At 37.2% G+C, this 26848-nt stretch carries 19 protein-coding genes; 7 read left to right on the plus strand and 12 right to left on the minus strand.

Annotated elements, in window-relative coordinates; all coding sequences use genetic code 11:
* The 7 genes from PHT93_RS05835 to PHT93_RS05865 all read left to right on the plus strand — a co-directional run.
* Window positions 1–245, plus strand: a 245-nt coding sequence (locus tag PHT93_RS05835; protein ID WP_300240615.1) for a sigma-70 family RNA polymerase sigma factor, incomplete at its 5' end; no start/stop codon positions are given.
* A gap of 74 nt (window positions 246–319) precedes the next feature.
* Entirely contained in the window at window positions 320–1291 is a 972-nt protein-coding gene (locus PHT93_RS05840) for a FecR domain-containing protein (RefSeq protein WP_300240618.1), read from the plus strand.
* Between the two features lie 225 nt (window positions 1292–1516).
* A complete protein-coding gene (locus PHT93_RS05845) occupies window positions 1517–4837 on the plus strand; it encodes a TonB-dependent receptor (RefSeq protein ID WP_300240620.1) in 3321 nt (1106 codons plus the stop codon).
* A gap of 16 nt (window positions 4838–4853) precedes the next feature.
* Complete coding sequence (locus PHT93_RS05850; RefSeq protein ID WP_300240622.1) at window positions 4854–6521, plus strand: RagB/SusD family nutrient uptake outer membrane protein; 1668 nt, start codon at window positions 4854–4856, stop codon at window positions 6519–6521.
* A 105-nt stretch (window positions 6522–6626) separates the two neighbouring features.
* Complete coding sequence (locus PHT93_RS05855) at window positions 6627–8906, plus strand: GH92 family glycosyl hydrolase (RefSeq protein ID WP_300240625.1); 2280 nt, start codon at window positions 6627–6629, stop codon at window positions 8904–8906.
* 76 nt (window positions 8907–8982) lie between these two features.
* The gene (locus PHT93_RS05860; protein WP_300240627.1) at window positions 8983–11292 is read left to right on the plus strand and encodes a GH92 family glycosyl hydrolase; all 2310 of its coding nucleotides are present in this window, start codon (window positions 8983–8985) and stop codon (window positions 11290–11292) included.
* Between the two features lie 8 nt (window positions 11293–11300).
* Entirely contained in the window at window positions 11301–13568 is a 2268-nt protein-coding gene (locus PHT93_RS05865; RefSeq protein ID WP_300240629.1) for a GH92 family glycosyl hydrolase, read from the plus strand.
* A 152-nt stretch (window positions 13569–13720) separates the two neighbouring features.
* Here the strand turns inward: PHT93_RS05865 and PHT93_RS05870 are convergent, their stop codons facing one another.
* The 12 genes from PHT93_RS05870 to PHT93_RS05925 form a co-directional block, all read right to left on the minus strand.
* Window positions 13721–15097, minus strand: coding sequence for an aminopeptidase P family protein (locus tag PHT93_RS05870; protein ID WP_300240632.1), 1377 nt, complete (start codon window positions 15095–15097; stop codon window positions 13721–13723).
* Window positions 15098–15246: 149 nt separating this feature from the next.
* Window positions 15247–16125, minus strand: a complete 879-nt coding sequence (locus tag PHT93_RS05875) for a HAMP domain-containing sensor histidine kinase (RefSeq protein WP_300240634.1) — start codon at window positions 16123–16125, stop codon at window positions 15247–15249.
* Complete coding sequence (locus PHT93_RS05880) at window positions 16126–16809, minus strand: response regulator transcription factor (RefSeq protein ID WP_300240637.1); 684 nt, start codon at window positions 16807–16809, stop codon at window positions 16126–16128.
* 23 nt (window positions 16810–16832) lie between these two features.
* On the minus strand, window positions 16833–18992 hold the full coding sequence (locus tag PHT93_RS05885; protein ID WP_300240639.1) for a hypothetical protein: 2160 nt from the start codon (window positions 18990–18992) through the stop codon (window positions 16833–16835).
* Window positions 18993–19003: 11 nt separating this feature from the next.
* On the minus strand, window positions 19004–19924 hold the full coding sequence (locus tag PHT93_RS05890) for a hypothetical protein (RefSeq protein WP_300240641.1): 921 nt from the start codon (window positions 19922–19924) through the stop codon (window positions 19004–19006).
* Between the two features lie 4 nt (window positions 19925–19928).
* The gene (locus tag PHT93_RS05895; protein WP_300240645.1) at window positions 19929–21719 is read right to left on the minus strand and encodes a serine/threonine-protein kinase; all 1791 of its coding nucleotides are present in this window, start codon (window positions 21717–21719) and stop codon (window positions 19929–19931) included.
* 37 nt (window positions 21720–21756) lie between these two features.
* Complete coding sequence (locus PHT93_RS05900) at window positions 21757–22560, minus strand: protein phosphatase 2C domain-containing protein (RefSeq protein ID WP_300240648.1); 804 nt, start codon at window positions 22558–22560, stop codon at window positions 21757–21759.
* Window positions 22561–22571: 11 nt separating this feature from the next.
* Window positions 22572–23084: an FHA domain-containing protein gene (locus PHT93_RS05905; protein ID WP_300240651.1), complete on the minus strand. Its 513-nt coding sequence runs from the start codon at window positions 23082–23084 to the stop codon at window positions 22572–22574.
* Window positions 23081–23329, minus strand: a complete 249-nt coding sequence (locus PHT93_RS05910) for a hypothetical protein (RefSeq protein WP_300240653.1) — start codon at window positions 23327–23329, stop codon at window positions 23081–23083. The genes PHT93_RS05905 and PHT93_RS05910 overlap by 4 nt, the downstream gene beginning before the upstream one ends.
* 124 nt (window positions 23330–23453) lie before the next feature.
* Window positions 23454–24098: an FHA domain-containing protein gene (locus PHT93_RS05915; protein WP_300240655.1), complete on the minus strand. Its 645-nt coding sequence runs from the start codon at window positions 24096–24098 to the stop codon at window positions 23454–23456.
* Window positions 24095–24475 (minus strand): LytTR family DNA-binding domain-containing protein, encoded by a 381-nt coding sequence (locus PHT93_RS05920; protein ID WP_300240657.1) that lies wholly within the window; start codon window positions 24473–24475, stop codon window positions 24095–24097. Before PHT93_RS05920 ends, PHT93_RS05915 begins: the two co-directional genes overlap by 4 nt.
* Window positions 24476–24654: 179 nt before the next feature.
* Window positions 24655–26772: a M3 family metallopeptidase gene (locus PHT93_RS05925; RefSeq protein ID WP_300240659.1), complete on the minus strand. Its 2118-nt coding sequence runs from the start codon at window positions 26770–26772 to the stop codon at window positions 24655–24657.
* Window positions 26773–26848 lie beyond the last annotated feature (76 nt).

A 26848-nucleotide genomic window follows, 5' to 3' on the forward strand; every position in this document is an offset into this window, starting at 1 on the left:
ATTATTCACTTTCTTCAGAAGAGGATGTGGAACGTATCGTTACAAATGCGATAAATAAACTACCGGAACGGTGTAAACTTATATTTCTTAAAAGTCGTATTGAAGGTAAAAAGTATAAAGAAATAGCAACAGATTTAGATATCTCGGTTAATACTGTAGAGAATCAAATGGCTATAGCTTTGAGAAAATTACGAGTAGAACTAAAAGACCTTCTTCCTCTGTTTATATTTTTAACAAATTGTTAAATTTTCTGTATTTTATTATTTCGCTTGGTGGTACTTAATCATTGAAACGCTCTTTCAATTATAAACCGAAAGGAATGCATCAACTTATCAATAAATATATCGAAAGAACAATTACACCTGAAGAAAAAGAAGAGTTAAACAAACTTGTTCAGAAAGATGTAAGCGTTAGGGAGGATTTTGCGTATATACAAAATATTTACGCATTATCAGGTCTATTCCCTGCTGATGGTGATGAAAAAGAAGGAATCAACAAACTTCATCAGTTTAAGAAACTACGCAAGAAAAAGAAAATTTTACCTGTATTAAGTACAATTACGAAATACGCAGCAATTGTTTGCCTGACAATTGCTTCAACATGGATATTCATGAATCTGCCTCAAAAAAAGTCAGATTTAGTGATTACCTATGAAGAGTTTAAAACTCCTCCGGGTCAAAGAGCCATTTTAAAATTACATGATGGTACTACTGTATGGTTAAATGCTGCTTCAACCTTACGTTATCCCAATGTGTTCTCTAATAACGTACGTAATGTTGAATTGGATGGTGAAGCTTTTTTTGATGTTAAGCATAATGAAAAGGCGCCATTCATTGTTTCTACAGAAAAATTAAATATAGAAGTTCTGGGTACAAGTTTTAACATCTTTGCTTATCGTGGGAAAAATGAATTCAGCACCTATCTGGAGCGAGGTTCGGTCAAAATATATAGTACCAAAGATAAAACGAACTCATTAGTTTTGAGTCCTAACGAAGTAGTAGAATTAAAAGATAACGTTCTCAGAAAACGAGTGCTGGAAAATAAAGATTTTCTATTATGGAAAGAGGGTATATATGCGTTTGACAATCTTCCTTTTAAAGAAATTGTCAAGAAACTGGAACTATATTATGATATAACAATAGAGATAAACAATACAGATCTGGCAGAATACCCATTCAATGGAAAATTCAGACAACGGGATGGTATCGTCAGTGCACTTAAGACATTTCAGAAAGCATATCCATTTAAATTTTATAAAGATGATGAATTAAATCATATTACTATAAAGTAATTAAAATCTCGAATTTGTAACCTAATAAATAATCGTGCTTATGATGACATAGAATATCAGAAAAACAAAACCGGCAGATGTTGCAGCATCTACCGGCAGAATTGTGCTAACACAAAATTATCTAATTAAGTATTAACAAGAAAATGTAACAAAGTTATGAAAAAAGAACCTTTGTCAAGTCTTTTATTATTTCAAAATGATCACCGATTGAAATTTTTGAATATTATGAGAATCTCAACACTCTTTCTTTTCCTTTGTGTATTTTCATCTTTTGCATCGAAGACTGTTTCGCAGAATGCAAAGGTGAACATTAAAGGAAGTAATCTGACAATAGCCGACTTTATTGATCAGGTAGAAGGCCAGACAGATTATCTGTTTGTCTATAGTAAAAATGAAGTTAATCCGGAAGAAACTTTAGGTATTAACACCGGAGAAAAAACAGTTGCACAGTGTTTAACTGAAGCGTTTAAAGGCTCTGATGTGAAATACGCTTTTGAAAACGATTACATTGTGTTAACTAAAAATGCTATTCCATCAATTGCCCAGCAAGGGAAAAAAGTATCCGGAACTGTCACGGATAGTAATGGCGAACCAGTTATTGGTGCTAACGTCATTATTAAAGGTACAACAACCGGAACTATTACAGACTTTGATGGTAATTTTAGTTTGCAAGTTCCGGACAATGCAATTTTGCATGTTTCCTATATTGGATTTCTCAGTAAAGAGATACCTGTAGGAAACCAGACTACATTCGCAATTAATCTGGTAGAAGATACACAGTTATTGGACGAAGTGGTTGTAGTAGGGTATGGTACTATGCGTAAATCCGATGTAACCGGATCAATAGCAAGTGTTAAATCATCTGACATCTTGAAAACGCAATCGTTCAGTGCATTAGATGGATTGAAAGGTAAAGCTTCGGGTGTGAACATTTTCTCAAACTCAGGTCAACCTGGCGCTGAAATTCGTGTTCTTATTCGTGGTGTGAATACAATTAATGCTTCTACAAACCCTCTTTATGTTGTGGACGGTGTGGTAATGGAAGATTTCCGTCTTCTTAACCCTAATGACATCGAAAATATTGAAGTTTTGAAAGATGCGTCATCTGCTGCTATTTATGGAGCTCGTGGTGCAAATGGTGTAATTATGGTAACTACAAAACGTGGTAAAAAAGACGGAGATGGTGTTACTGTATCTTATCAGGGTTCAGTAACGTTAAGCACTATCGCACGTAAAATGGAAACTTTAAGTGCATCTCAATGGCAAGAAGCATTCATGCAAGGTTTAGCTAACGCAAACACTTATCATGGAACGTCTTATTCACTTAATATGAGTGATCACTTTACAGATTCTCGTTATTTCAATTCCGACGGAACAGCAAAATATAATACAGATTGGCAAGACGAAGCCACTCGTGAAGCGATCTCTCACAATCACCAATTAAGTATCCAACAAGCTGGAAAAAATTCTTCAGTGGGAGCATTCTTAAACTACACTGACCAAGAAGGTATATTGCTGAACTCATTTATGAAGCGTGTAAATGCAAAAATGACGTATGATGCTAAACCGAAAGATTGGTTATCAACTTCAATAAATGTGTTGGTGAATCATTCATGGGGAAATAATACGGATCATGGTGATGGCGGACAGAATGCTCTTCGTACCATGATTGAAATGCCGGCTTGGTATCCGGTTAAAAATGCAGACGGTAGTTGGGCTGATAACAATACCGCGATTTTCCAGGAAGTAGTAAAGCAAGTGGACGATCCGACAACACCGGATGATGAAAGTAAAGTTGCTCGTTTTTCAGCTGAAGACGGCGCTAATCCTGTTCATTTCCTTAAGTCAGTAAAACGTAATCAATATCGTACACAGATATTCGGAAATGCAGCATTAACATTCCATATTCTTCCTGATTTAGACTTAAAAACTCAATTAGGTATCGACAGTCACATAAACACAAACAGAGAATACGGTCCTAGTGATGTGCATGACTTTGGTAAAGGTGATCAGGGAAAAGCTTATCAAAGCAACTCTAACACATTGTACTGGCAGGAAGAAACATATCTTACCTATAAAAAGGTATTAGACGTTCACCGTATCAACGCGATGTTGGGTCTTTCTTGGCAGGAACGTACTTATGAAAGTTTTGATGCAACAGCTAAAACGTTTGCTGATGACTATTATGGCTATTATAATTTAGGAGCAGGAACACAACGTCCTTCTGTTTCTTCTTCACATGACCGTTGGGCAATGAATTCTTATTTCTTACGTCTTGGTTATAGCTATGATGACAAATATATGGCGACTGTAACGGCTCGTTATGATGGTTCTTCTAAATTTGGAAAGAACAATAAATATGCATTTTTCCCTTCTGTAGGTTTGGCATGGAACATCTCAAATGAAGACTTCTTAAAAGATAATACTCTCATTAATACATTAAAGCTTCACACAAGTTATGGTATTATGGGTAATAGTGAAATCGGAACATATGCTTCTTTGGCTACGATTGGTCAGGGAACTACTGTAATCGGTGGAGAAACTGTTACTACAGCTTATCTGAGTAAGATGGCAAATAAAGATTTGAAATGGGAAAAAACAAGCCAATTCGACTTAGGTGTTAATCTTGGTCTGTTCAAAGATCGCTTGTCATTTGATGTTTCTTATTATCGTAAATATACTTCAGACCTATTGTATAGTCGCCCACTACCGTATTCTACCGGTTTCTCTGACATTACAGCAAACATCGGAGAAGTTTCTAACCAGGGGCTTGATGTTATGATTAATGCAATACCTGTTACGTCACGTGATTTTGACTGGACTTCAACTTTGAATATGAACTACAACAAAAATAAAGTTGAAAAATTAGGAGCAAATGACGAAACAATATGGAATAACTGGGGAACATTGAAAGTTGGTGAATCTTTATCTTCTTTCGGTGGATATGAATGGTTGGGTATTTATGATTCCGGTGATCAGATCGGGCGTAGTAAAATTGCAACAGAAAAGACAATTTTAGGTAAAGGTTTGCCTGATCTTACGGGTAGCTTTATCAATAATTTCCGTTATAAAAACTTTGATCTGACATTGGATTTCCAATTTGTCTTAGGTGTAGATGTATTGCAGGATTTCTTGCATTCAACTCAATCTCGTTTCCTAACATCTGGTTTATCAACAATCCTAACTGATGCATGGACACCTCAAAATACAAACACAGATGTACAGATGATCTATAACCGCCAATATGGTGATGGTTATAGCGATCAGAACTTTAACTCATCTTGGTTGGCAGATGGTTCATACTTACGTTTGAATCTTGTTCAGTTAGGTTATTCATTAAAACCTGAAACTGCTAAGAAATTAGGATTGCAAAACATCCGTATCTATGCGAATGTGAATAACGCATTCTTGCTTTGTTCTGATGACTTTAAAGGTTATGATCCTGAAGCTTCTTCAAAAGGGACTTCTCAATGGGGGCAAAACGTGATGTTCTTTGCATATCCAAAGGCTCGTACGTTTTCTTTAGGAGCAAATATTACATTCTAATATTAAAAATACTCTCATGAAAAAAATGAAAAATATAATATTAAGTACAACAGCCATTTTATCTTTGGCGTTTACAGTATCGTGTAGCGATTTTTTGGAAGAAGAGCCGAAAGACGAAAAGACAGACAATCAATTTTGGACTTCCGCTACTGACGCAGAGTCTGCAGTCAATATGATTTACTATGGTGGTGTTCCTTATTTATATGGAGGACGTAATAGTGGATGGCAGCCAACCAGACTTATGTATACTGGATTATTGTCCGGGCTATTTACTGACGATAAGAAGGATGGAGATATTTCTGCAAACATGGAAACACTCAATATCACTTTTCAGACAGTGGCAAGTGATGTAGGTGAACTTTGGCGTGAACCATACGTTTGTATAGGTCGTTGTAACGTGTTAATTTCTCGTCTGCCGGGAATGGTGGAAGTCGGGATTATTTCTGAAAGTAATAAGAATGAACTGTTGGCACAGGCTTATTATTTCCGTGCCTGGTCTTATTATTTCCTGATTAAAGAATTTGGTTGTAAAGACGGTGAAGCGAATGATGGAGGTAACGGAGGTGTTCCTTTGGTATTAGAACCAGTTGAAACTGTTGATCCTTCGGTTATAAACAAGCCACGTGCATCAAGTACTGAAGTTTATGAACAAATCGAATCAGATCTGGTTGAAGCAATCAAGCATTTGCCAAACAAAACATTTTATGACAATGGTTGCAGAATTACCAAGCCTGCTGCCCAGACTCTTTTAGCTACAGTCTATTTACAATGGGCTGGATATCCGTTGCAAAATACAGCAATGTATGCGAAAGCTGCGGAAATGGCGGAAGCAGTCTTAAATGGTGGTGCAGGTCATGAATTAGAATCAAGTGATGACAATGGTGCTGATCAGAAAAGTGCATATAATAAAATAAAAAACAGCAAATCTTCAAAAGAGATTATCTATGCAGTTGAATACGAGCAAGCATTAGAACGTGGAAACGGATATATCAATGCTTGTATGACTAATCAAGCAACAACATGGAGAGAAGATGACGGTACGGCGGTATTCAAAACCAGTGTACTTGCTAATATGTATCATGTTAGTGATCCGGTTATTGACAGTTATGTAAATGGTGATGTTCGTTCAATGGAAAAAAACTATTTCTTCCAGACATATACATCCTCTGAAGGAACAGTATTCAATTGTAACCAGTATGATAACTGGCTTTGGTTTGATGATTATTCAATGATAAACACAGTTGGTTCAAGTCTTAACTTCCCGGTTTTCCGTTTGTCTGAAGTATATTTAATTGCTGCAGAAGCTTTGTTGAAACAATCTTCACCAAATCCTGCTAAAGCAAAAGAATATTTGGAAGTTGTTCGTAAAAGAGCATTTACTGTTAATGGAGTAACTTCTCCTAATTATTCGGTTCCTGTGACTGTTACTATTGATGATGTATTGACAGAACGTTTACACGAATTGCCATTAGAATTAAAAATTTGGGATGACATTCGTCGTAATCGTTTATACCCGCAGGCACAAGCAGATAAATCTCTTAAATGGGTTGATATAAAAACGGCTAATACCTATAACAAACGTGATAACAAATCATTTAAGGATAACGATCATATGTTGTTATGGCCAATACCTCAAGGGGCAATGGAACGTAATCCAAGTTTAAGCCAAAATCCTGGTTATTAATAGAATAACATAAGGCTTTGGTCTATTATAGAAAAGAGCATAGCCAAATTGGTTATGCTCTTTTTGTCTTATATAGTTTCTAAACAGATCGATTATTACAGAAAAATGAAACATTTATATTTTATATTTATCAGTATTATTCTTAGTTCAGGTGTATCACTGAGAGCGCAGAAAAATGATCTGACGCGGTATGTAAACACATTACAGGGAACTAATTCTAAACATGAATTAACGAGAGGAAATACATACCCGACAACAGCTTTGCCATGGGGTATGAATTTTTGGACACCTCAGACAGGGGAAAACGGAAGTGGTTGGATATATCAACATTTCAAAGATTCTATTCGCGGTTTCAGACAGACTCATCAGTGTAGTTCGTGGACAAACGATTATTCTGTTTTTTCGTTAATGCCCGTAACCGGACAGTTGGAAGTAAACCAATTTAAAAGAGCTGCAAAGTTCAACCATAAGAATGAGATTGCATTACCTCATTATTATAAAGTAACTTTTGATAATAAAATTAAAGCAGAAATGTCTCCGACGGAAAGAGGAGTACATATGCGTTTTTCATTCCCCTCTAAAGAATCATATATTGTTCTTGATGCATATGATCGGGGCAGCCTGGTAGAGATATTTCCTGAAGAACGTAAAATTATAGGATACAGCAAGAATGCAAACTTTAGTGTTCCTGAAGGATTTGCCAATTATTTTGTTATCGTTTTTGACAAACCATTTAAATCATATGGTGTATGGAATGGGAAGGATGGCAAAGTTCTTCCTGATCAGAAAATGCTTGAAGAAGACTATGTAGGTGCTTATATCGAATTTGCTAAAGGAAGCAAAGTGCAGGCTAAAGTTGCTTCTTCATTTATTAGTTATGAGCAAGCAGAGTTAAACCTGAAACAAGAACTTGGAAACTATAAATCCTTAGAGCAGACAAAGGTTGCAGCACAGAAAGCATGGAACGAACAACTTAATAAAGTTCAGGTTGAAGGAGGTACGGAAGATGAAAAAGCAACATTTTATTCCTGCTTTTTCCGTTCAATGTTGTTTCCTCGTAAATTTTATGAACAGGATATAAATGGTAATCCGATTTATTACAGTCCGTATGATGGAATGGTTCATGACGGTCTGATGTACACAGACAATGGTTTTTGGGATACTTTCAGAGCACAGTTTCCTCTTAACGAAATTCTGCATCCAAAATTTCATAATAATTATATTACCAGTCTTATCACAGCTTATGACCAAAGCGGATGGTTACCTTCCTGGTCATTCCCTGGTCATCAAGGCGGAATGATTGGTAATCATGCACTTTCGTTAATCGCAGATGCCTGGGTGAAAGGATTTCGTGATTATGACCCTAAAAAAGCGATGAAAGCGATGTTTCATGAAGTAACAAATAAAGGGCCATGGGGACCGGCTAACGGACGTGACGGATGGAAGGATTATTTCACGTTAGGTTATTTATCTTATCCGGATTATGATCAATCTACAGCTAAAACATTAGAGTATTGCTATGATGACTGGTGTGCTATGCAATTTGCATCAATGACTAATCAACCTTTTTATGAAGGTTTGTTTAAGGAGCAGATTTATAACTATAAAAATGTTTTCGATCCTTCTGTTGGCTTTATGCGTGGCAGACAAAATGATGGTACCTGGTATCCTGATTTCGATCCGATAGAGTGGGGAGGTCCTTTTACTGAAGGGGCAGCATGGCATTATGTTTGGTCGGTATTTCATGATGTGAAAGGTTTGATAAACCTGATCGGTGGAGATAAAGCTTTTGTCAATAAATTAGATTCGGTTTTCTCAATGCCAAGTGATTTCAAGGTCGGTTCATATAAACGAGTTATTCATGAAATGGCCGAAATGGAACTGATCAATATGGGGCAATATGCACATGGTAATCAACCTATCCAGCATATGATTTATTTGTATAACTATGCAGGGCAACCTTGGAAAGCACAAAAATGGACGCGTAAAGTGATGGCTGATCTATATGATTCAACGCCGAATGGTTATCCGGGTGATGAAGATCAGGGACAGACTTCTGCCTGGTATGTAATCAGTGCAATGGGACTTTATTCGGTATGTCCGGGGACAACGGAATATGTGATAGGCAGCCCTGTCTTTCCTAAAATGACAATTAATTTAGAGAACGGTAAACAACTGATTATCGAAGCAGTAAATAATAACAGTGAAAATGTCTATATTCAATCAGCTTCACTAAACGGCACCCCATTTACCCGGAATTTTCTCCATTATGATGAGTTAATGAAAGGTGGCGTAATAAAATATGTCATGGGGAATACACCGGCCACACAGAGAGGAATCTTAGAAGAAGACAAACCTTATTCACTATCAAAAGAAGTTAGATGAAGATAGGTGAAGAAAAAAACTTATTTTTGTTCACAAATGATTTTTTGAAACAAAACTATAAATAACTATTCTAATCATGAGAAAAAGAAAAATCTGGAATTTTGTATTGATTCTGGCTGTCATTTTTACGGCTAAACCGGCATTTGCAGTAGGAGAGGAGGGGTTTGATCCGGTGGAGTATGTGAATCCGTTGATGGGGACGCATTCTACATTCGAATTATCCACCGGAAATACGTATCCTGCTATAGCGATGCCTTGGGGAATGAACTTCTGGACTCCTCAAACAGGAAAAATGGGTGATGGCTGGGCTTATATTTATACGGCTAATAAAATCAGAGGGTTTAAACAAACGCATCAGCCAAGTCCATGGATTAACGATTATGGTCAGTTTTCTTTAATGCCGGTTGTTGGTACGCCTGAATTTGATCAGGATAAACGGGCGAGCTGGTTTTCGCATAAAAGCGAAGTTGCCAAACCTTATTATTATAAGGTGTATTTGGCTGAACATGATGTCGTGACTGAAATTGCACCGACCGATCGTGCGGCGATGTTTCGTTTTACATTCCCGGACAATGAACATTCTTATGTTGTTGTGGATGCATTTGATAAAGGTTCGTCAATAAAAATTATTCCGGGGGAAAACAAGATTATCGGTTATACCACGCGGAATAGTGGGGGAGTACCGGAGAATTTCAAGAACTATTTTGTTATTGAATTTGATAAACCATTTACTTACAAAGCTACGGTTGCTGATTCTAACGTAAAGGAAAACGTTTTGGAGCAGACCGTAAACCATGCAGGTGCTATTATCGGTTTTAAGACGAAGAAAGGTGAAATTGTTCACGCCAGAGTAGCCTCTTCTTTTATCAGTCCGGAACAGGCAGCAATCAACTTGAAAGAACTTGGTAATGACAGTTTTGATCAGATTGCTGAAAAAGGGAAAAAGGCATGGAACGATGTACTTGGAAAAATAGAAGTGGAAGGAGGAAATTTAGATCAGTATCGTACCTTCTATTCTTGTCTTTATCGTTCCGTTCTGTTCCCACGCAAATTCCATGAAATCAATGCGGCGGGTGAAGTTGTTCATTACAGTCCATACAATGGCGAAGTTTTGCCGGGCTATATGTTTACCGATACCGGTTTTTGGGATACGTTCCGTTGTTTGTTCCCATTCCTGAATTTGATGTATCCATCAATGAACAAACAAATGCAGGAAGGACTCATCAACACGTACAAAGAAAGCGGATTCTTCCCTGAGTGGGCAAGCCCCGGACATCGTGGCTGTATGGTTGGAAATAACTCTGCATCCGTTTTAGTTGATGCTTATTTTAAAGGAGTTAAAGTAGATGATCTGGAAACACTTTACAAAGGATTGATTCACGGAACTGAAAATGTACATCCGAAAGCGTCTTCAACAGGCCGTTTAGGACATGAATATTATAACAAGTTAGGCTACGTACCATATGATGTAAAGATCAACGAGAATGCAGCCCGTACGTTAGAATATGCTTACGATGACTGGTGTATCTGGAAATTGGCAAAGGATCTGAAACGTCCTAAAAAGGAAATAGACCTGTTTGCAAAACGTGCGATGAATTATAAGAACCTGTTTGATCCGGAATCAAACCTGATGCGTGGAAAGAATGCAGACGGAACATTCCAATCTCCTTTTTCTCCTTTGAAATGGGGGGATGCCTTTACAGAAGGAAACAGTTGGCATTATACCTGGTCAGTATTCCACGACCCACAGGGATTGATTGATTTGATGGGAGGGAAGAAAAACTTTGTAAAAATGCTTGATTCCGTATTTATTGTTCCTCCTTTGTTCGACGACAGTTATTATGGTGGTGTAATTCATGAAATCCGTGAAATGACAATCATGAATATGGGTAACTATGCTCATGGAAACCAGCCTATCCAGCATATGATTTATATGTATAACTATGCCGGTGAACCTTGGAAGGCTCAATATTGGTTGCGTGAGGTAATGAACAGAATGTACACACCCGGACCTGATGGTTATTGTGGGGATGAAGACAACGGACAGACTTCTGCCTGGTACGTATTCTCAGCATTAGGTTTCTATCCTGTTTGTCCGGGTACGGATGAGTACGTGATGGGCGCTCCTTTATTTAAGAAAGCAACGTTACACTTTGAGAATGGAAAAGATTTCGTTATCAATGCTCCGGAAAATAGCAGCAAGAATGTGTATATGGAATCTGTAAAATTAAATGGACAAAATTATACCAAGAACTATCTGAAACATGCCGATTTGTATAAGGGAGGTGTTCTTGATGTAAAAATGTCTGATAAACCAGCCACTAACAGAGGTGTAAATGCGGAAGATTTTCCTTATTCATTTTCGGTGAACGAAAAGAAAAAATAATTATTGAAATGAAAGCGAAGATAATCCAACTATCATTAGCTCTTTTAATACTTGCTTCCTGCGCCCCGCGGGAGGCAAGTATTAATCGTTTAAAAGAGCCTGTAGATTATGTTAATCCTTACATGGGAAACATCAGTCATTTGTTAGTTCCAACTTATCCTACGGTTCATCTGCCCAACAGTATGCTTCGTGTTTATCCTGAACGTGGCGATTTTACGGGCGACCGGTTAAATGGTTTGCCACTTATTGTGACCAGTCACCGTGGTAGTTCGGCATTTAACCTTAGTCCTGTAAGCGGCGATTTATCTGTGGTATCACCTGTTATGCAATATAGCTATGATTTAGAAAAAATTCATCCCTATCGTTATCAGGTCTATTTAGATGAAGCAGGAATAGATATTGATTATGCACCATCTACACAGAGTGCTGTTTACTCCATTGATTTTGAATCGGATGCTACATCCAACATTTTATTCAACTCGAGAAATGGCGCTCTGAAAACAAATGGGAACTCCGTGCAAGGCTATCAGTATGTGGATAATAAAACAAAAGTGTATCTCTATGCAGAGACAGAACAAATACCGGTTAAAACGGGTGTTGTGAAAGATGGTTCTTCTGTTTATGGCGAAACAAGCGTCGAAGGACGTGATGCTGCCGTTGTACTTACTTTTGCACCAGGCACACAACATGTAAACCTGCGTTACGGTATCTCTTTTATCAGCGAAGAACAAGCCCGGAAGAATCTGGAACGGGAGATAAAGAATTATGATATTGATGTTATTGCTCAGACCGGACGCGATGTTTGGAATAAGGCTCTTGGTAAAATAGAAGTAAAGGACGGCAATGAAGAAGATAGGACAGTTTTCTATACTTCTTTGTATCGTTGTTACGAACGTCCTGTTTGCCTGAGTGAAGACGGACAGTATTACAGTGCTTTCGATGGTAATGTTCATAGTGACGAAGGACGTCCGTTCTATACTGACGACTGGATCTGGGATACGTATCGGGCAACGCATCCTCTACGTGTGTTGATCGATAAAGAACGCGAGAGTGATATCATCAACTCATTCTTAGTTATGGCCAAACAAATGGGTAATGACTGGATGCCTACTTTCCCCGAAGTAACCGGTGATTCACGAAGAATGAACTCCAACCATGGCGTAGCAACTGTTATAGATGCTTACCTGAAAGGGGTACGCGGATTTGATCTGGCCTATGCCTACGAAGCTTGCCGTAAGGGTATGGAAGAAAAAACATTGATTCCCTGGACAGGAACTCCTGCCGGTTGGTTAGATACATTTTATAAAGAACACGGTTATTTTCCGTCTCTGAAACCCGGAGAAAAAGAAACGGTAGAGAACGTTTCTGCTTGGGAAAAACGGCAACCGATAGCTGTTACATTAGGTACAGCTTACGACCAATGGTGTCTGTCTCAAATAGCCCGTGAATTGGGTAGGGCAGAGGAGGCTGATTATTATTTGTCCTGTTCTTATAATTACCGTAATGTATTCAATCCTGAAACCAAATTCTTCCATCCGAAAGATAAAGACGGAAAATTTATTGAAGGAATTGATTACCGTTTTTCAGGCGGCTTAGGTGCGCGTGATTATTATGATGAAAATAATGCCTATGTATATCGTTGGGATGTGCAACACAATATTGGTGATCTGGTTTCTCTCGTAGGAGGTAATAAAGCATTCACCGATGCTCTTGACGAGATGTTCAATACCCCTTTAGGCAAATCCAAATGGCAATTCTATGCCACCTTGCCCGATCATACCGGTAATGTAGGACAATTTTCGATGGCTAATGAACCAAGTTTACATATCCCATACTTATATAATTACGCCGGAGCACCATGGAAAACGCAGAAACGGATTCGTACGCTTCTTGACCAATGGTTCCGTAACGACCTGATGGGCGTACCCGGTGATGAAGATGGGGGAGGGATGTCTGCTTTTGTAGCTTTCAGTCAGTTAGGTTTCTATCCCGTAACCCCCGGTTCGCCTACCTATAATATAGGCAGCCCGGTATTCCCGTATGCTAAAATAGATATGGGAGAAGGAAAATTCTTTGAAATCATTGCAAAAAATGCATCCCCTGAAAATAAGTATATCCAATCAGCAAAGCTGAACGGTAAGGAACTTAATCAGGCCTGGTTCAGTCATGCTGACATAGCGACAGGAGGGGTGTTGGAAGTTGTGATGGGAGCAAAGGCTAATCGCAGTTGGGGGATAAATACTCCTCCTCCGTCTGCTGCCGGATTGCAAAAATAAGTGCATTTGCAAACTGCTGTATATCAGCAATATATGGAAGGTGAAAATAAAGGTTATAATTAGAGATATAAAGGTTGTTCTTGGAGACTTGCAAAAAACAGCCCGATGAAATTAAGTTTATCATCGGGCTGTTTTTATTTTGCCTTTAGCAATTAACAATGAATTGCTTCTACCTCTTCTGTATGAATAGGTATTTTCTTACCCAACAAACGAGCTCCGGTTTCAGTAATCAGATAATCTTCTTCATTACGAATTCCACTAAAGTCTTTATATGTCTCAACTTTATCGTAATTAATAAATTCACTAAATTTATTTTCACTTCTCCAAAGATCGATCAACTCAGGAATAAAATAAATGCCCGGTTCAATAGTCAGTACAAAACCCGGTTCAAGTTTTCTACCTAAACGAAGAGACTTACGACCGAATTGAACACTTTTTTCACGACCACCATAGCCTACATATTTTTCACCTAAGTTTTCCATATCGTGAACATCAAGTCCCATCATATGTCCTAATCCACAAGGCATAAACAAAGCACATGCACCCGCTTTCACAGCTTCCATTGAATCACCTTTCATGAATCCCATGCTTTTCAAACCATCAGCTATTGTTTTCAACGACAAGTCATATACATCTTCAAACAAAACACCCGGTTTCAAAGCAGCTACAGCAGCTTCATGGGCGGCCACACTGATATCATAAATCTCTTTCTGACGCGCAGTATATGTTCTATCTGCCGGAATAGTAGAAGACATATCACCGGCATAACCCATTTCAGTTTCAGCACCTGCATCTAAAAGCAGCATATCGCCGCTTTTAATCACATTTCCATGATAATGATTATGAAGAGTCTGCCCGTTGATCGTAGCAATTATGGGGAAAGACAACTGATAATCAAGAGAAAAAGCAGCTTCGGCAACAACTGCAGCCACTTCGCTCTCTTTTATGCCCGGACGTACCATACGCATAGCTGCGAGGTGCATATCGGCAGTTGCAATACAAGCTTTTTCAATTTCAACAATTTCTTCAGCTGATTTGTAATTTCGTTGATTAACAACGCCTAATATGAATTGTACAGAGGGCATTTCGGCTCCGGGATAAATTCCCAGCCATGATTGTAGTTTAATCTGATGTTCAGCTCTGTATGTAGGTAAATAATGTATTTCCTGCTTTTTAGTTTGAGCATTTTTCAGGTAATTTTCAATGTCTTTTGAAGGTAAAACTTCAGAAATACCAACAAGTTCTGAAAGGTTTTTCAAGCTGGGTTGAGTTCCCATCCAAACTATTGCATCAATAGATAGTTCATCACCAAAGATTATCTCACGATCATTGTCAATATCAATAATAGCAGCCAATCCGGCGTGAGCTAATCCAAAGAAATAAAGAAAAGTTGAGTCTTGTCTGAAATGATATGTATTATCTGCATAATTCATTCCGCTTTCTTCATTACCTAAAAAAAGTAAGAGTCCAGAGCCAACTGTCTCTTTTAATTTTGCCCTGCGAGCAATGTAAGTTTCTTTACTAAACATATGTATATGAATTTGTAAGTTTTAATATTGCTATAAAGATAATAAATCAAATAAAACAATGTCCTTGATTTATCTTATACTTATTAAGTATAATCACTATTATGTTTAATAGAATTATGAAATAAAAAATAAAGTTCTGCCCCAAGTCATTAATTTGCCGTATATGCCTGTTGGAAATCAATAGATATAGTAGTTCCTTCGTTCTCTTTAGATCTGATTTCGATTTTAGCTCCATAAAAAGTTAAAATACGAATTGCTAAACTTAATCCGATCCCATTACCTGAAAAATCGCGCGCATTAGTGGCTCTGTAAAATGGTTGGTTGATATTTCTAAGTTCTTCTTCGGGAATTCCGATACCATTATCGATTACTTCTAAAACTGTTCCTCGCAAATCAAGATACACAGGTTTGTTGTTTGAATATTTACAGGCATTTCCAATTAAATTGTCGAGTGCCATCTTTATTAGTTGGCGATTGGCCTCAATGGTTAACGCAAAATTATCCATCGAAAAATGGACTCTTCCCTGTGCATACTCCATCAACATATTAGCAAGTTGAATTGGTTCTGTGGTATTATTAAGCATTTCTTTTTCCCCTTGTGCCAGAAACAACAAATGTTTCATCAGCAATATCATTCGTTTTGTTTCAGCAGCAATGCGTTTCAAAGCAGCCTGATACTCTCCGGGAGTTCTTTCTTTCATCAAACTAATCTCGCATTCACCTTGTATAGCTGTCAGCGGATTGTTTACTTCGTGTGATGCGTTGCTAATAAAGGATTTTTCGCGTTGAAAAGCCTGATTAATACGTTCTGATACGCGATTAAGATAACGTTTACCTATAAAAAATATGCTTATTCCACTGATTAGCAATATAATAAAAGATATAGCTACAAGGAGGAACAAAAGATGAAGATCATGAGTAAAATCAACCTGATAACTAATTATTACTCCAAATAAGATAAAGGAAATCATAATAATTCCCATTATTATTCCGGTGTAAATCAGTACTATCTTATTGTTTGATTTCATCTATTCAATCATATAGCCTATTCCTACTACGGTCTGAATTAGTTTATGTTTGGAGCCTTTATCTATTTTAGTTCTGAGATAGTTAACATAGACATCAACCACGTTCATATTCCGTTCTGGTTCTTTGTCCCATACCTCTCTTAAAATATCGGCACGACTTAATGCTTTTCCTTGATTTTTAATCAAATATTCTAAAAGACGAAACTCTCGTACTGTTAGATTTATCGGTTTTCCTTTTCTGATTGCTCTATGAGAATCTATATCGAGCGTAAGGTCTGCACATGAATAAGAGGTAATATTTCCGGTCTCCAAAGGGGTTGTTTTACGCCTTAGCATCGCATGGATACGTGCTTCAAGTTCCTGAAAACTAAATGGTTTTACTAAATAGTCGTCGGCTCCCGCATCTAAGCCACGAACGATATCCTCTGTCGTTCCCAAAGCCGTCAGGATAATAACAGCCGTGCCATATCCTTTTGTCTTCCTAAAGTCTTTACATAGTTCTAATCCGTTTTTTTTAGGCATCATAATGTCTAAAATCAACAGATCAAAATCGCTGTTTTGTACGATTTCCCAACCAGACTGTCCATCGTAAGTAACAGTTACGTCATGTCCTGATTCTTGTAGCCCCCTTTCAATAAAGGAGGCTATATTTCGTTCATCTTCAACGAGCAGAATCTTTGCCATAAGATGCGCCTCCCCTACTCTGATTAATTATCCCAATAGGGATTATACGCAACGAATTTACTGCTTCCACTTCCTAATCCAATATAGATTTTATTATCGAGCACATACATACAGTGGATATTATTACCCAATACTGTCAGATGAATCTTTTTAGACCAGGTATCATTAGCCGTTGAATATTTCCAGATTTGACCGTTATTATCAATCACATAAATATTATTTTCAAATACAACTCCGCCAATAATCTTAGATGCTTCATCAGGAATCGGTTCACATGTAACCCAAGGGTCGTTTTGCCAGATTTTTTGGATTTTCCATAACTTTTTGTTATTCTCATTTGTATAGCTAAGCCCCAATCCGGCATATATTACATCATTTACAGCAACAGCGATACCTCCATATTGTGCTTCAGGTATATCTGCTCTCGTTGTCCAATTATTATCTAATGAATTGAATTGTTTTACATCTTTACATACAGAGTCCTTACGTATTCCGCCTATATAATAGGCACTTTTCCCTATCAGGCAACCAGCCGATAAACCAATAGGATCAGGAGCACCGGAAACACTTAAATCACTCCACTTATTTTCATAGGTATCATAGGTGAATAATTCATTAATATAATCTCCTGTTCTCATGTTTTTACCTCCGAACACATAAGCTACCCGATCAATTACGACTGGAGTTTGGCCTGAGATAATGTCAAATTCAGGATAAGCTTTCATTGACGACCAGGTACCTTGCGCCAGATTATATCGGTACAGGTCATTCGTATAGGTTGCCCCTTTATCTCCACCAAGAATAAATCCGGCCGTTGTTGTATAAAAGAAACGAGCTGTTCCTTGTATTATCTCTTGATTCAATGGCGTTAAATCGAAATAAATTGCGGGCGTGTCAAAATTAAACACTTCACTATAAGATGTTTTTATCTTATTCTTTGCATAGGCTCTCACATAATATCTGGTATCACCTTTTAAGTTTTCTAATACGCCAGAGAAATTAGTCTTACCGGAACTAAGAATTAATCTATTATCTAATGTATCCGGCGTTAAGTTTGTACTTGACCAACATAATCCGGATTCAATAACTTCACTTTGTCCTTCATCTAAGACGGATGCTGAAATTGTTGCTGTTCCGTATCCAAATTTAACGCTTTTGTCAATCGCAACAGATGGGAAATCACTTTTGGGGAAAAATATCGTATCATTACTATAGGAGATTCCAAACTTGTTCTTCGCAAAGGCACGGATATGATAACTTTTCTGGGGTGATAATCCTTCTATTTTACCTTTAAAGGTACCAATACCAACAGAATCTACAAGAATTGTATCGTTATCTATCGTTGGTAAATCAATTCCTGCATTTTTTTCTTTCCAACAGAATCCTCTTTCATTTATCAATGAACTTCCTTCACTTATCACTTCAGCTTGGAAAATCGCATCGTAAAAGTTTATTTCTATCTTTGTCAATCCAGTTATTGAAGGACGACCATCGGCCATTTCAAAGGACTTCTCAGTACCCGTAAATGTTCCGAAGTTATTCACAACAAATGCTTTTACATAATATGTTGCATTAGGACTTAAATCTGTTACATAACAAACGAACGAGTCTGTTTGCATAGTACTGTAGTATATTGTATCAGGATCAACAAAATCCGCCGTTGCAGATTGATATACTCCCCGTGCTTTTATTTCGCCTTCTCCTCTTACTTCAATTTTACCTCCTATTGTAACAGTTGTTGCCGTAACATCCACCGGATCAAGAGTTTTTACGCTTCCCAACCCACTATTCGTTACACCTTTAAGTGTTTCACCTAATGCAATTCCTTTGCCATTCATTGCATATGGCGCTACGTAGTATTCTGAGTTGTCTTTTAATCCTTCAATTGTTGCGGTAAACTCTCCTTTACCTTCGCCTACAGCAAGGTGATCTGCCTTTGTGGTATCAATAGGAGATGTCGTACTCCAGTACACTCCGTATTCTATAACAGGCATTCCGTTATTTTTTAGAACTTCCGCAGATATTGTTATAGATGTAGCTGTTTGTTTATCTATCTGCAAGGTTTTAATTTCGGGTACTTTAGCATTTACCATCTCCGATGGATAGTCCGGATCTGAAACACAACTATAGCACACAATAATGCTAAGGAGAGTTATTATATATAGAGTATATTTTGATTTCATAAGTTCAAGATTTAAAAATAAACACCAACACCTGCATTCAGGTCAACATATTTAAAATTAACAGAATGTCCACCAACGCTAATAAACATGCTGCCGAAACTCCAGATAACATCTAATTCCGTAACCAATCCTTTATGCGAAGCTTCGACGTTCTTACTCCAACCTTCGCTGGACTTTTTATCATCATCATAGATAGAATAATACCATAATAATTCTCTTACACCATAGCCCAGACCAATGGATGAATGAATCTGATCCGACCATTTAAAAATGACACCGGCAGTACCAATATGAGCATTGATTTTTGATTTCTCAAATCTGAACTGCGAATCAACATCAGATAATCCTTGATTATTCGTATCTCTATCGTATCCCGTAAAAGATAGATTTGATTTTATGCGAGCATACCATCCCATTGTTTTACCAACCGAACCAAATGTCAAACCGAAAGGTGCTTCAACAGAATAGTTATATCCTATAAAAAAATTGGATTCTCTATCCTTTTTGAGTTCAGGTCGTTCATACAAGTCGGTCAAATCCGCATCTTTTGATAAAAAAGCAAGACGTTGTGTCCAATACGATGCTAAAGTTTTATTTTCCGGTACGCCTATACCTTCTTTATGGTAATAAATAAGATTACGGATAGCAGTGGTGTCGTTTTCAGCACTTTTCGTTGTAAGACAGTCATAACATTTAGTTATCAATGACCGCATAGAAACTCGCATAGATGATTGGTTTCTCCATATTTGAGTGATTTTGTCAATACTATACAGGTCACAATTAATAACTCCTTCTTCATACCACATTTTTGCTTCGCGATAATCTTCGCGCGCCATGGCTTCATCTCCTTTTTTATTATAAGTCGTTTGCTGTTGTCCTGTCACAATATGAGAAATCAACACAAAAGCAAATAAAATCCATCCTTTTTTCATTCTGTTAATAATAAGTTAGACCCTCTCCGAGTACTTCTCCATCAGCATTATATATGTCAAATAAATGATCTTCACGTTCAAAAGCTCTACCATTTTCGGCAACCCCTACACCAATATAGATACAAGGTATTTTTTCTATCCCTTTATTATCTATAGCACCATATCTGCCTGTTTCTTTTTTTCTTACAATTTTATAAAAACCAAAAGACATCTTTTCTTCATATAAAGACATCCTTTTAGCTGTTTGTTGTTCAGCCTCTTTTTCTTCACAAGAAGCTAATAATCTCTGAACTTCTGAGTTACCAGGCTTTAATGTTTTTGCTTGTGTTAAAGCAGCTTTTGCCCCTGAAAAGTCAAATATATCCATTTTCTGTTTACCGTCTGTCATAAATTGGATAAATTTTTCTTCACTTTCAGCTAAAGATGTTGATAATGGTTTCTCATGGACTGTTTGCGGTTCGGGTTTGGGTTCCTCTTTTTTTTCTACAGACTGAGAAGACGAAGGCGAAGGGATTTCTTCTGACGCGACAGGTTCAAGAGGGGTGGTCGTTTTTTCTTCTTGTACTGTCTCCTGAATTGTTTCCTCCGGAATAATATCTGACTTTATTTCTTCGGTTTCTTCTTTCGGAATATCAATAACTTTCGGAACATTTGCGATATTATTCTGAGCAACATTTTTTTGTAAAAAGAAAACAGCCGCAGATACCACCAGAAGAAAAACAGTTATAAAAACACTTACCAGAATCCTTTTTTTATTTTTCTCTGTCTTATTTTTTTTCTTCTTTAGAGACAACGCTTTGTCTATTATTTGGTCAGCATTGTCAGACAGGAGTTCTGTTTCATCTCCACCTACCTGATGTATCTCCTGAAGAGTATTTTTTGTCTCTTTCTCCTGTGGAGGCGTATCTAAAGATGATATCATTTCTTTAGCTGATTGAAAACGATTCTCGGGCATGATTTCCATTGCTTTAAGAATCACAGCTTCAGTTTTTGATGCAATTGACGGATTAATTTCGACTGGCTTTATCAATGACCGGGTTGCTCTTAAGATGGATTCTGTCGGAATCTTTCCGGTCAACAGATTGTACATGGTTGCTCCTAAAGAATAAATATCCGGACAGGGAGAAAACGTCTGCATCCCTTCGTCGTCATATTGTTCTATAGAGGCAAACCCTTTTGACAAAGTCAACATTGTTGTACTTGTCTCTTGCGATTCGATATCATAACGCTTACTGACACCAAAGTCAATCAGGCGTGCATTATCATCCTTATCTATCAGAATGTTGCTGGGCTTAATATCTAAATGAAGAATACTCTTTTTATGAACGAATTCTAAAGCCTCCCCTATTTGATGGATATATTTTAATACTTTGTTTTCCGGAAGCACACCGTTTTTATCCAACATGTATTTTAATGAGCATCCGGTAATATACTCCATTACAATATAAGCGGTCTCGTTCTCTTCGAAAACCTCCAGTACTTTTACAACATTAGGGTGAGATACATCAGAAAGGATTTTAGCTTCTTTGATCAGCTTTTCTTTAAATTTCTCGAAAAGTATTTTCCCGGTTTCGGAATGTACTTTAACAATATTAGTCCCTATTTCCCTGAAACAGTAATCTTTAAAGAAATATTCTTTAATGCAAACAGGTACTTCTGTCTCAAGCGCACCTAATGGGCCTTTTACTTCCGTAAACCACACGCCGTTATATGTTATGCCAAAACCACCTTGACCAACGACATGCTTTAATTTATATTTTCCTTTCTGAAGTATATATCCGTTAGGAAGATTCATACCTTTTGCTGACATTTAACAGTCAAAAGTACATTTTTTATACTAAAGAATAAAAGAATGAAAGAATATTTTGTGTTACGGTCTTACTATCACGAACATGATGAATAGGAATTATGTAAAATGAAAAGTTATCTTTTGTGTTTCCATTGCATCTTTCAATAAGAATATCCTTGCAATTTTCCGCTGAATGCGTACCGTCAAACAGGGTACATAGATCTTCGTCCGAGAACATTTCAAACACACCGTCAGTACATATAAACAGATAATCGCCATCACAAACATCAGTTAGCACATTGACATCTGCCTCCGTAGGATTATTGCTGCCTTGTATTGCTTTCAGAATAACATTTTTTTGAGGATGCGACCGCATATCCTCTTTTTTGATAGAATTTAATTTGTAAAGTGAATAAACAAGAGAATGATCCTCTGTTTGATGCAGGATATGACCTTTTCTAAAATGGTAAACACGACTATCGCCTATATGAGCTACAGTTATACCTTTATTTCCCAAATAAACCATGGCCAAAGTAGTTGCCATACCGGAAGCTGAAGGATTCTCTCTTACATACTCGTTAAAATGTACTTCAGTAAACTGCAACGCTTTATTGATGATAGCCGCATCAATTTCACCTTCAGAAAACGAAGCTAAATAAGATTGAAAAAGTTCACAAGCCATAGAACTGGCTATTTCTCCTTTATTAGAACCTCCCACTCCATCACAAACGATAAAAAGTTGTTGGTCTGTGTTTACTGCTTCGGGCAATGGATATATACAATCTTCGTTATTAGCCCTTCCTCCCTTTTCAGAAGCAGCATATGGTTTTCCTATCGTTATATTCATATTAATAACTTTTATGCTTTAAATCGGAGTGTTGTTCTGCCTATTATGATTTCATCATTATCATGCAGGACAACCGTTTCTCCGGCTTCAAGGTAATTGTTATTATATAACGTTCGGTTTTTACTGTTATTGTCGGAAAGGTAATGTTTATATCCTCCTTTTGGATCTTTTTTTACTTCTATACTAATATGGCTGCGACTCATTAATTTATCGGTCGTATCAATACCAAATGTAACCTCAGAAGAAGAAGATTTTCTTCCTAAAGTAATCAATCCTTCGTGTAAGGGAAATGTTTGTTCGGGGGTATTCAATCCTGTTAATACAATAATACATCCTAATTCAGCCTTAACCGGAGTTAACAAGACCGTATCAGATGTATTACTACTTCTTTCCTCTGTAGCAAGAAGAGAGACAGGTATTTGTTTTTTGCATTTAGGGCATTTGAAAGATTTAATCCCTTCAGGCAATTTCGTCTCATCAACTTTCAGGCCAACCTGACAGTGTGGACATTTTAATGAAATCATAGAATCAGAGAAATATCCGTATCATCAATTATATCTGAAGATATGATATCTGTCATATCTGCATCAGAGAACATAATTGTATCGTCTGCCAAGGTTATAAAATCTCCCGATTCCATATCCCCATCTATTGAAACAGCAGCAAGTAAATCTCCATCTTGATCCACATCAATAACAACAGCATCTCTCAGCATATCGTCTGCGTCATTATCAATCGTCACAAAAGTGTATTCAGTATCCTTCCTCATAACAATAAATATTATATCGTTACAAATCTACGAAAAGTTATCCATTAATATAATGGAATATTCTCACTTATAATCAAAGACTTGGAGTTCTTGTACGAAAGTCTTACTTTCCGATACGAAATGACTATTGCTTAATCCATTTTGCTTTGCAGGCAGGACATTCTTTTTTGTTTGCTAAAGATTCCCAGGGTATTTCCCCAAGAAACGCCCCACATTTCGGACAAACATAGTTGATTTTAAAGTTATCTGCTATTTTTTGAAGTAAAGCAGGCGTTTTAGCGGACTGTTTCGCTCCCATATATATACCTACTGTGGGTGCAAGAATAGTAATAAACAAGCTTATTCCTAACAAGGTTGGATTTCCTTTGCCAAGAAAACCTATTGTTACACCAATAATACCCGGCAAAGCAAATGGAAGAGATTGTAAAAGTCTTGTTTTCAACTGATTGGAAGACTGAATCTTGACCTTTTCTTCAATGTATGATTTATATACATTCTTTAATTTGTCAAACTCTTCGCTATAATCATTGCTTGCGTGCAGTAAGTCATTAAGGGTATAAATATCACTATTTGCGAATCGAATCCGATCCGAAGAACCAATCTGTTTTTTTAGTATTTGTATGTCATTAACAAAAGTTCCGTTTGTAGAACCCAAGTCTTCTAACAGGTTGGAAGATTTATCAGACAGCAAGCGGGCATGTTCGCGACTGACAGATGCATTATCTATCACCAAGTCGTTCGTAGTCGCTTTGCCGATTTTAATAATCATTCTTCACTCTCAGTTTTATACATTTCCTGCTCTAAGTGATCTTTTAATACCTTTAGAGGATCTTTTGAAACCACCAATTCACGTGGTTTACCATCCGCAGACAGCAATAATAATTTCTGCTTGGGCAAATTGATTTGTAGAATGTGATTCTTATTGATGATATGGCTTTTCCCCACGCGCATTAAGATACGACTACTTCCTGAAACTTGCTTTTCCAGAATTTCTTCTATTTTCCCAATATTAATAGCGAATGTAAATTGTATCCCATTGGAAAGAAAAAGTTTGGTGTAATTCCGATCTGCCTCAAAAAAAAGTATTTGTCCTATTTTGATCCGTAATAATTCATCTCTCGTTTTAATAATCAAATACCGCTCCATACGTAAGTAATTATTTATCATTCAAACCTAACGCAAAGATAATAAAATAAATTATATTGAACAGTAAACAGAATTTAGGGTAGTAAATAAAAAAGTGCAAGTGGTTTTTGTTTATTCCCTATGTTTTTTCTTTTGATACCCATCAAAAGGAAAAAACATAGGAATGAACTTTTAAAGACTTATTTTAATCCTCTGTTTTCAAGCAGGGCATCTGTTCCCGGCTCTTTACCTCGGAAGTTAACGTACATAACAGAAGCATCGTCAATTCCTCCGGGTGTTAATACATAATTGCGGAATTTAGCGGCAACTTCCTGATTGTAAATATCGCCGGTTTCTTTAAACGCACGGAAAGCATCGCAATCAAGTACTTCAGACCAGATATAACTGTAGTATCCTGCTGTATAACCACCCCCCATGGTGTGATTAAAATAAGTAGTACGATAACGGGATGGTATCTGTTTCAACAATCCGCGTTTATTCAATGTCTGCGCTTCAAAATCCATTACATTCAAATTCTCTGGAACTTCTTTTAATACATGAAAATCCATATCTAAGAATGAAGCTGCAAGGTATTCCGTGGTAGCAAATCCTTGTCCGTATTTGCCGCTTTTGTCTAATTTGTCTATTAATTCGGAAGGAATAACTTCGCCAGTTTTATAATGTTTAGCAAATACCTTCAATACTTCCGGTTCAAATACCCAATGTTCCATTATCTGAGAAGGCAACTCCACAAAATCACGAGGAACTCCGGAGATTCCGTAATAGTGAACATCTTTAAACAGATTATGCAGCGCATGTCCGAATTCATGGAACAATGTATTCGCTTCATCAGCGCTTAGCAGAGCCGGTTCTCCTTCTGCCGGAGGAGTGAAATTACAGACAATCGTTACAACCGGAGCCAATCGTTTTCCGTCTTTATATGTCTGCGAACGATAAGTGCCGCACCAAGCTCCTCCACGTTTACTTTCGCGAGGGAAGAAATCCATATAAAGTACTCCTAAATGTGTACCGTCTTTGTCTTTACACTCAAATGCAACAGCTTCAGGGTGAGGTAATGGAATATCTTTAATCGGTGTAAACGTAATTCCATAAAGTTTATTCGATACATAAAAAACGCCTTCATAAACATTCTCCAACTTCAAATAAGGGCGTACCTGATTTTCATCCAAATCAAATTTTGCTTTTTTCGCTTTTTCAAAATAGTAACGCCAATCCCAACCTTCGGGCTCGAAATTACCACCTTCTTTTTTTATTTCGACCTTGATATCATTCAACTCGTCTTTTGCCTTAGCTAACGCCGGAGTCCAGACCTCATTCAAAAGTTTAAATACATTATCTTCATTTTTGGCCATCCGTTCTTCCAAAACAAAAGATGCATAATCTTCGTATCCCATTAGTTTTGCTTTCTCAAGACGTAACGACACTAACTTTCTTACCACTTCTTTATTGTCGGCATCATTATTATTGTTTCCACGATTAATATATCCATTGAATATTTTTTCGCGCAAAGATCTGTTGTCCGCATATTGAAGGAAAGGCATCACACTGGGATTATGCAAGGTAAATACCCATTTTCCTTCCAGGTTATTCGCTTTTGCAACTGCTGCCCCATTAGCAATAAGACTTTCAGGTAAACCGGCTAAGTCGGCTTCGTTTTCAACTACTAATTTGAAATCATTCGTTTCTTTCAGCATATTCTGACCGAAAGTTAGCTGAAGCATAGATAGTTCACTATTTAATTCGCGCAACTTGGCCTGATCTGTTTCACTTAAATTTGCACCACCACGTACAAATCCTTTATACGTTTCTTCAAGTAATTTGGCTTGTTCTTTATTCAGGCCTAATTGATCTTGCTTGTCATAGACGGCCTTTACACGTGCAAATAATTTTGGATTCAGGCTGATATCATCTCTGTGTTTAGATTGCAATGGAGACAATTCACGACTTAATGCCTGCATTTCGTCATTCGTATTTGCTGAGTTTTGTCCGCTAAACACAATAGCAACTTTGCGATATAACTCACCGCTCTGATCAAGGGCAACAATCGTGTTTTCGAAATCAGGTTCTGCCGTTTGATTAATAATTTTTTCAATTTCTTTCACCTGTTCTTTCATACCCTGAAGGAAAGCAGGTTTATAATGCTCCAACTTTATCTGGTCAAAAGGAGGAACTCCAAATGGTGTCGTGTATTCCGTAAAGAAAGGATTACCTGTATCCACACTGTCCGTCTTACTCCCCGACGAACCACATGCGCTAAGTGCAACAGCAATACTTGCGGCCATGACAAACTTTTTCATTCGTTAATAATTATTACATTAATATTCGTTACTATGCAAATATAGAAGTTTTTGTATTACTTTGAACGTGAAATCA

The sequence above is a fragment of the Massilibacteroides sp. genome (assembly GCF_028705895.1).
Classification (GTDB): domain Bacteria; phylum Bacteroidota; class Bacteroidia; order Bacteroidales; family Tannerellaceae; genus Massilibacteroides.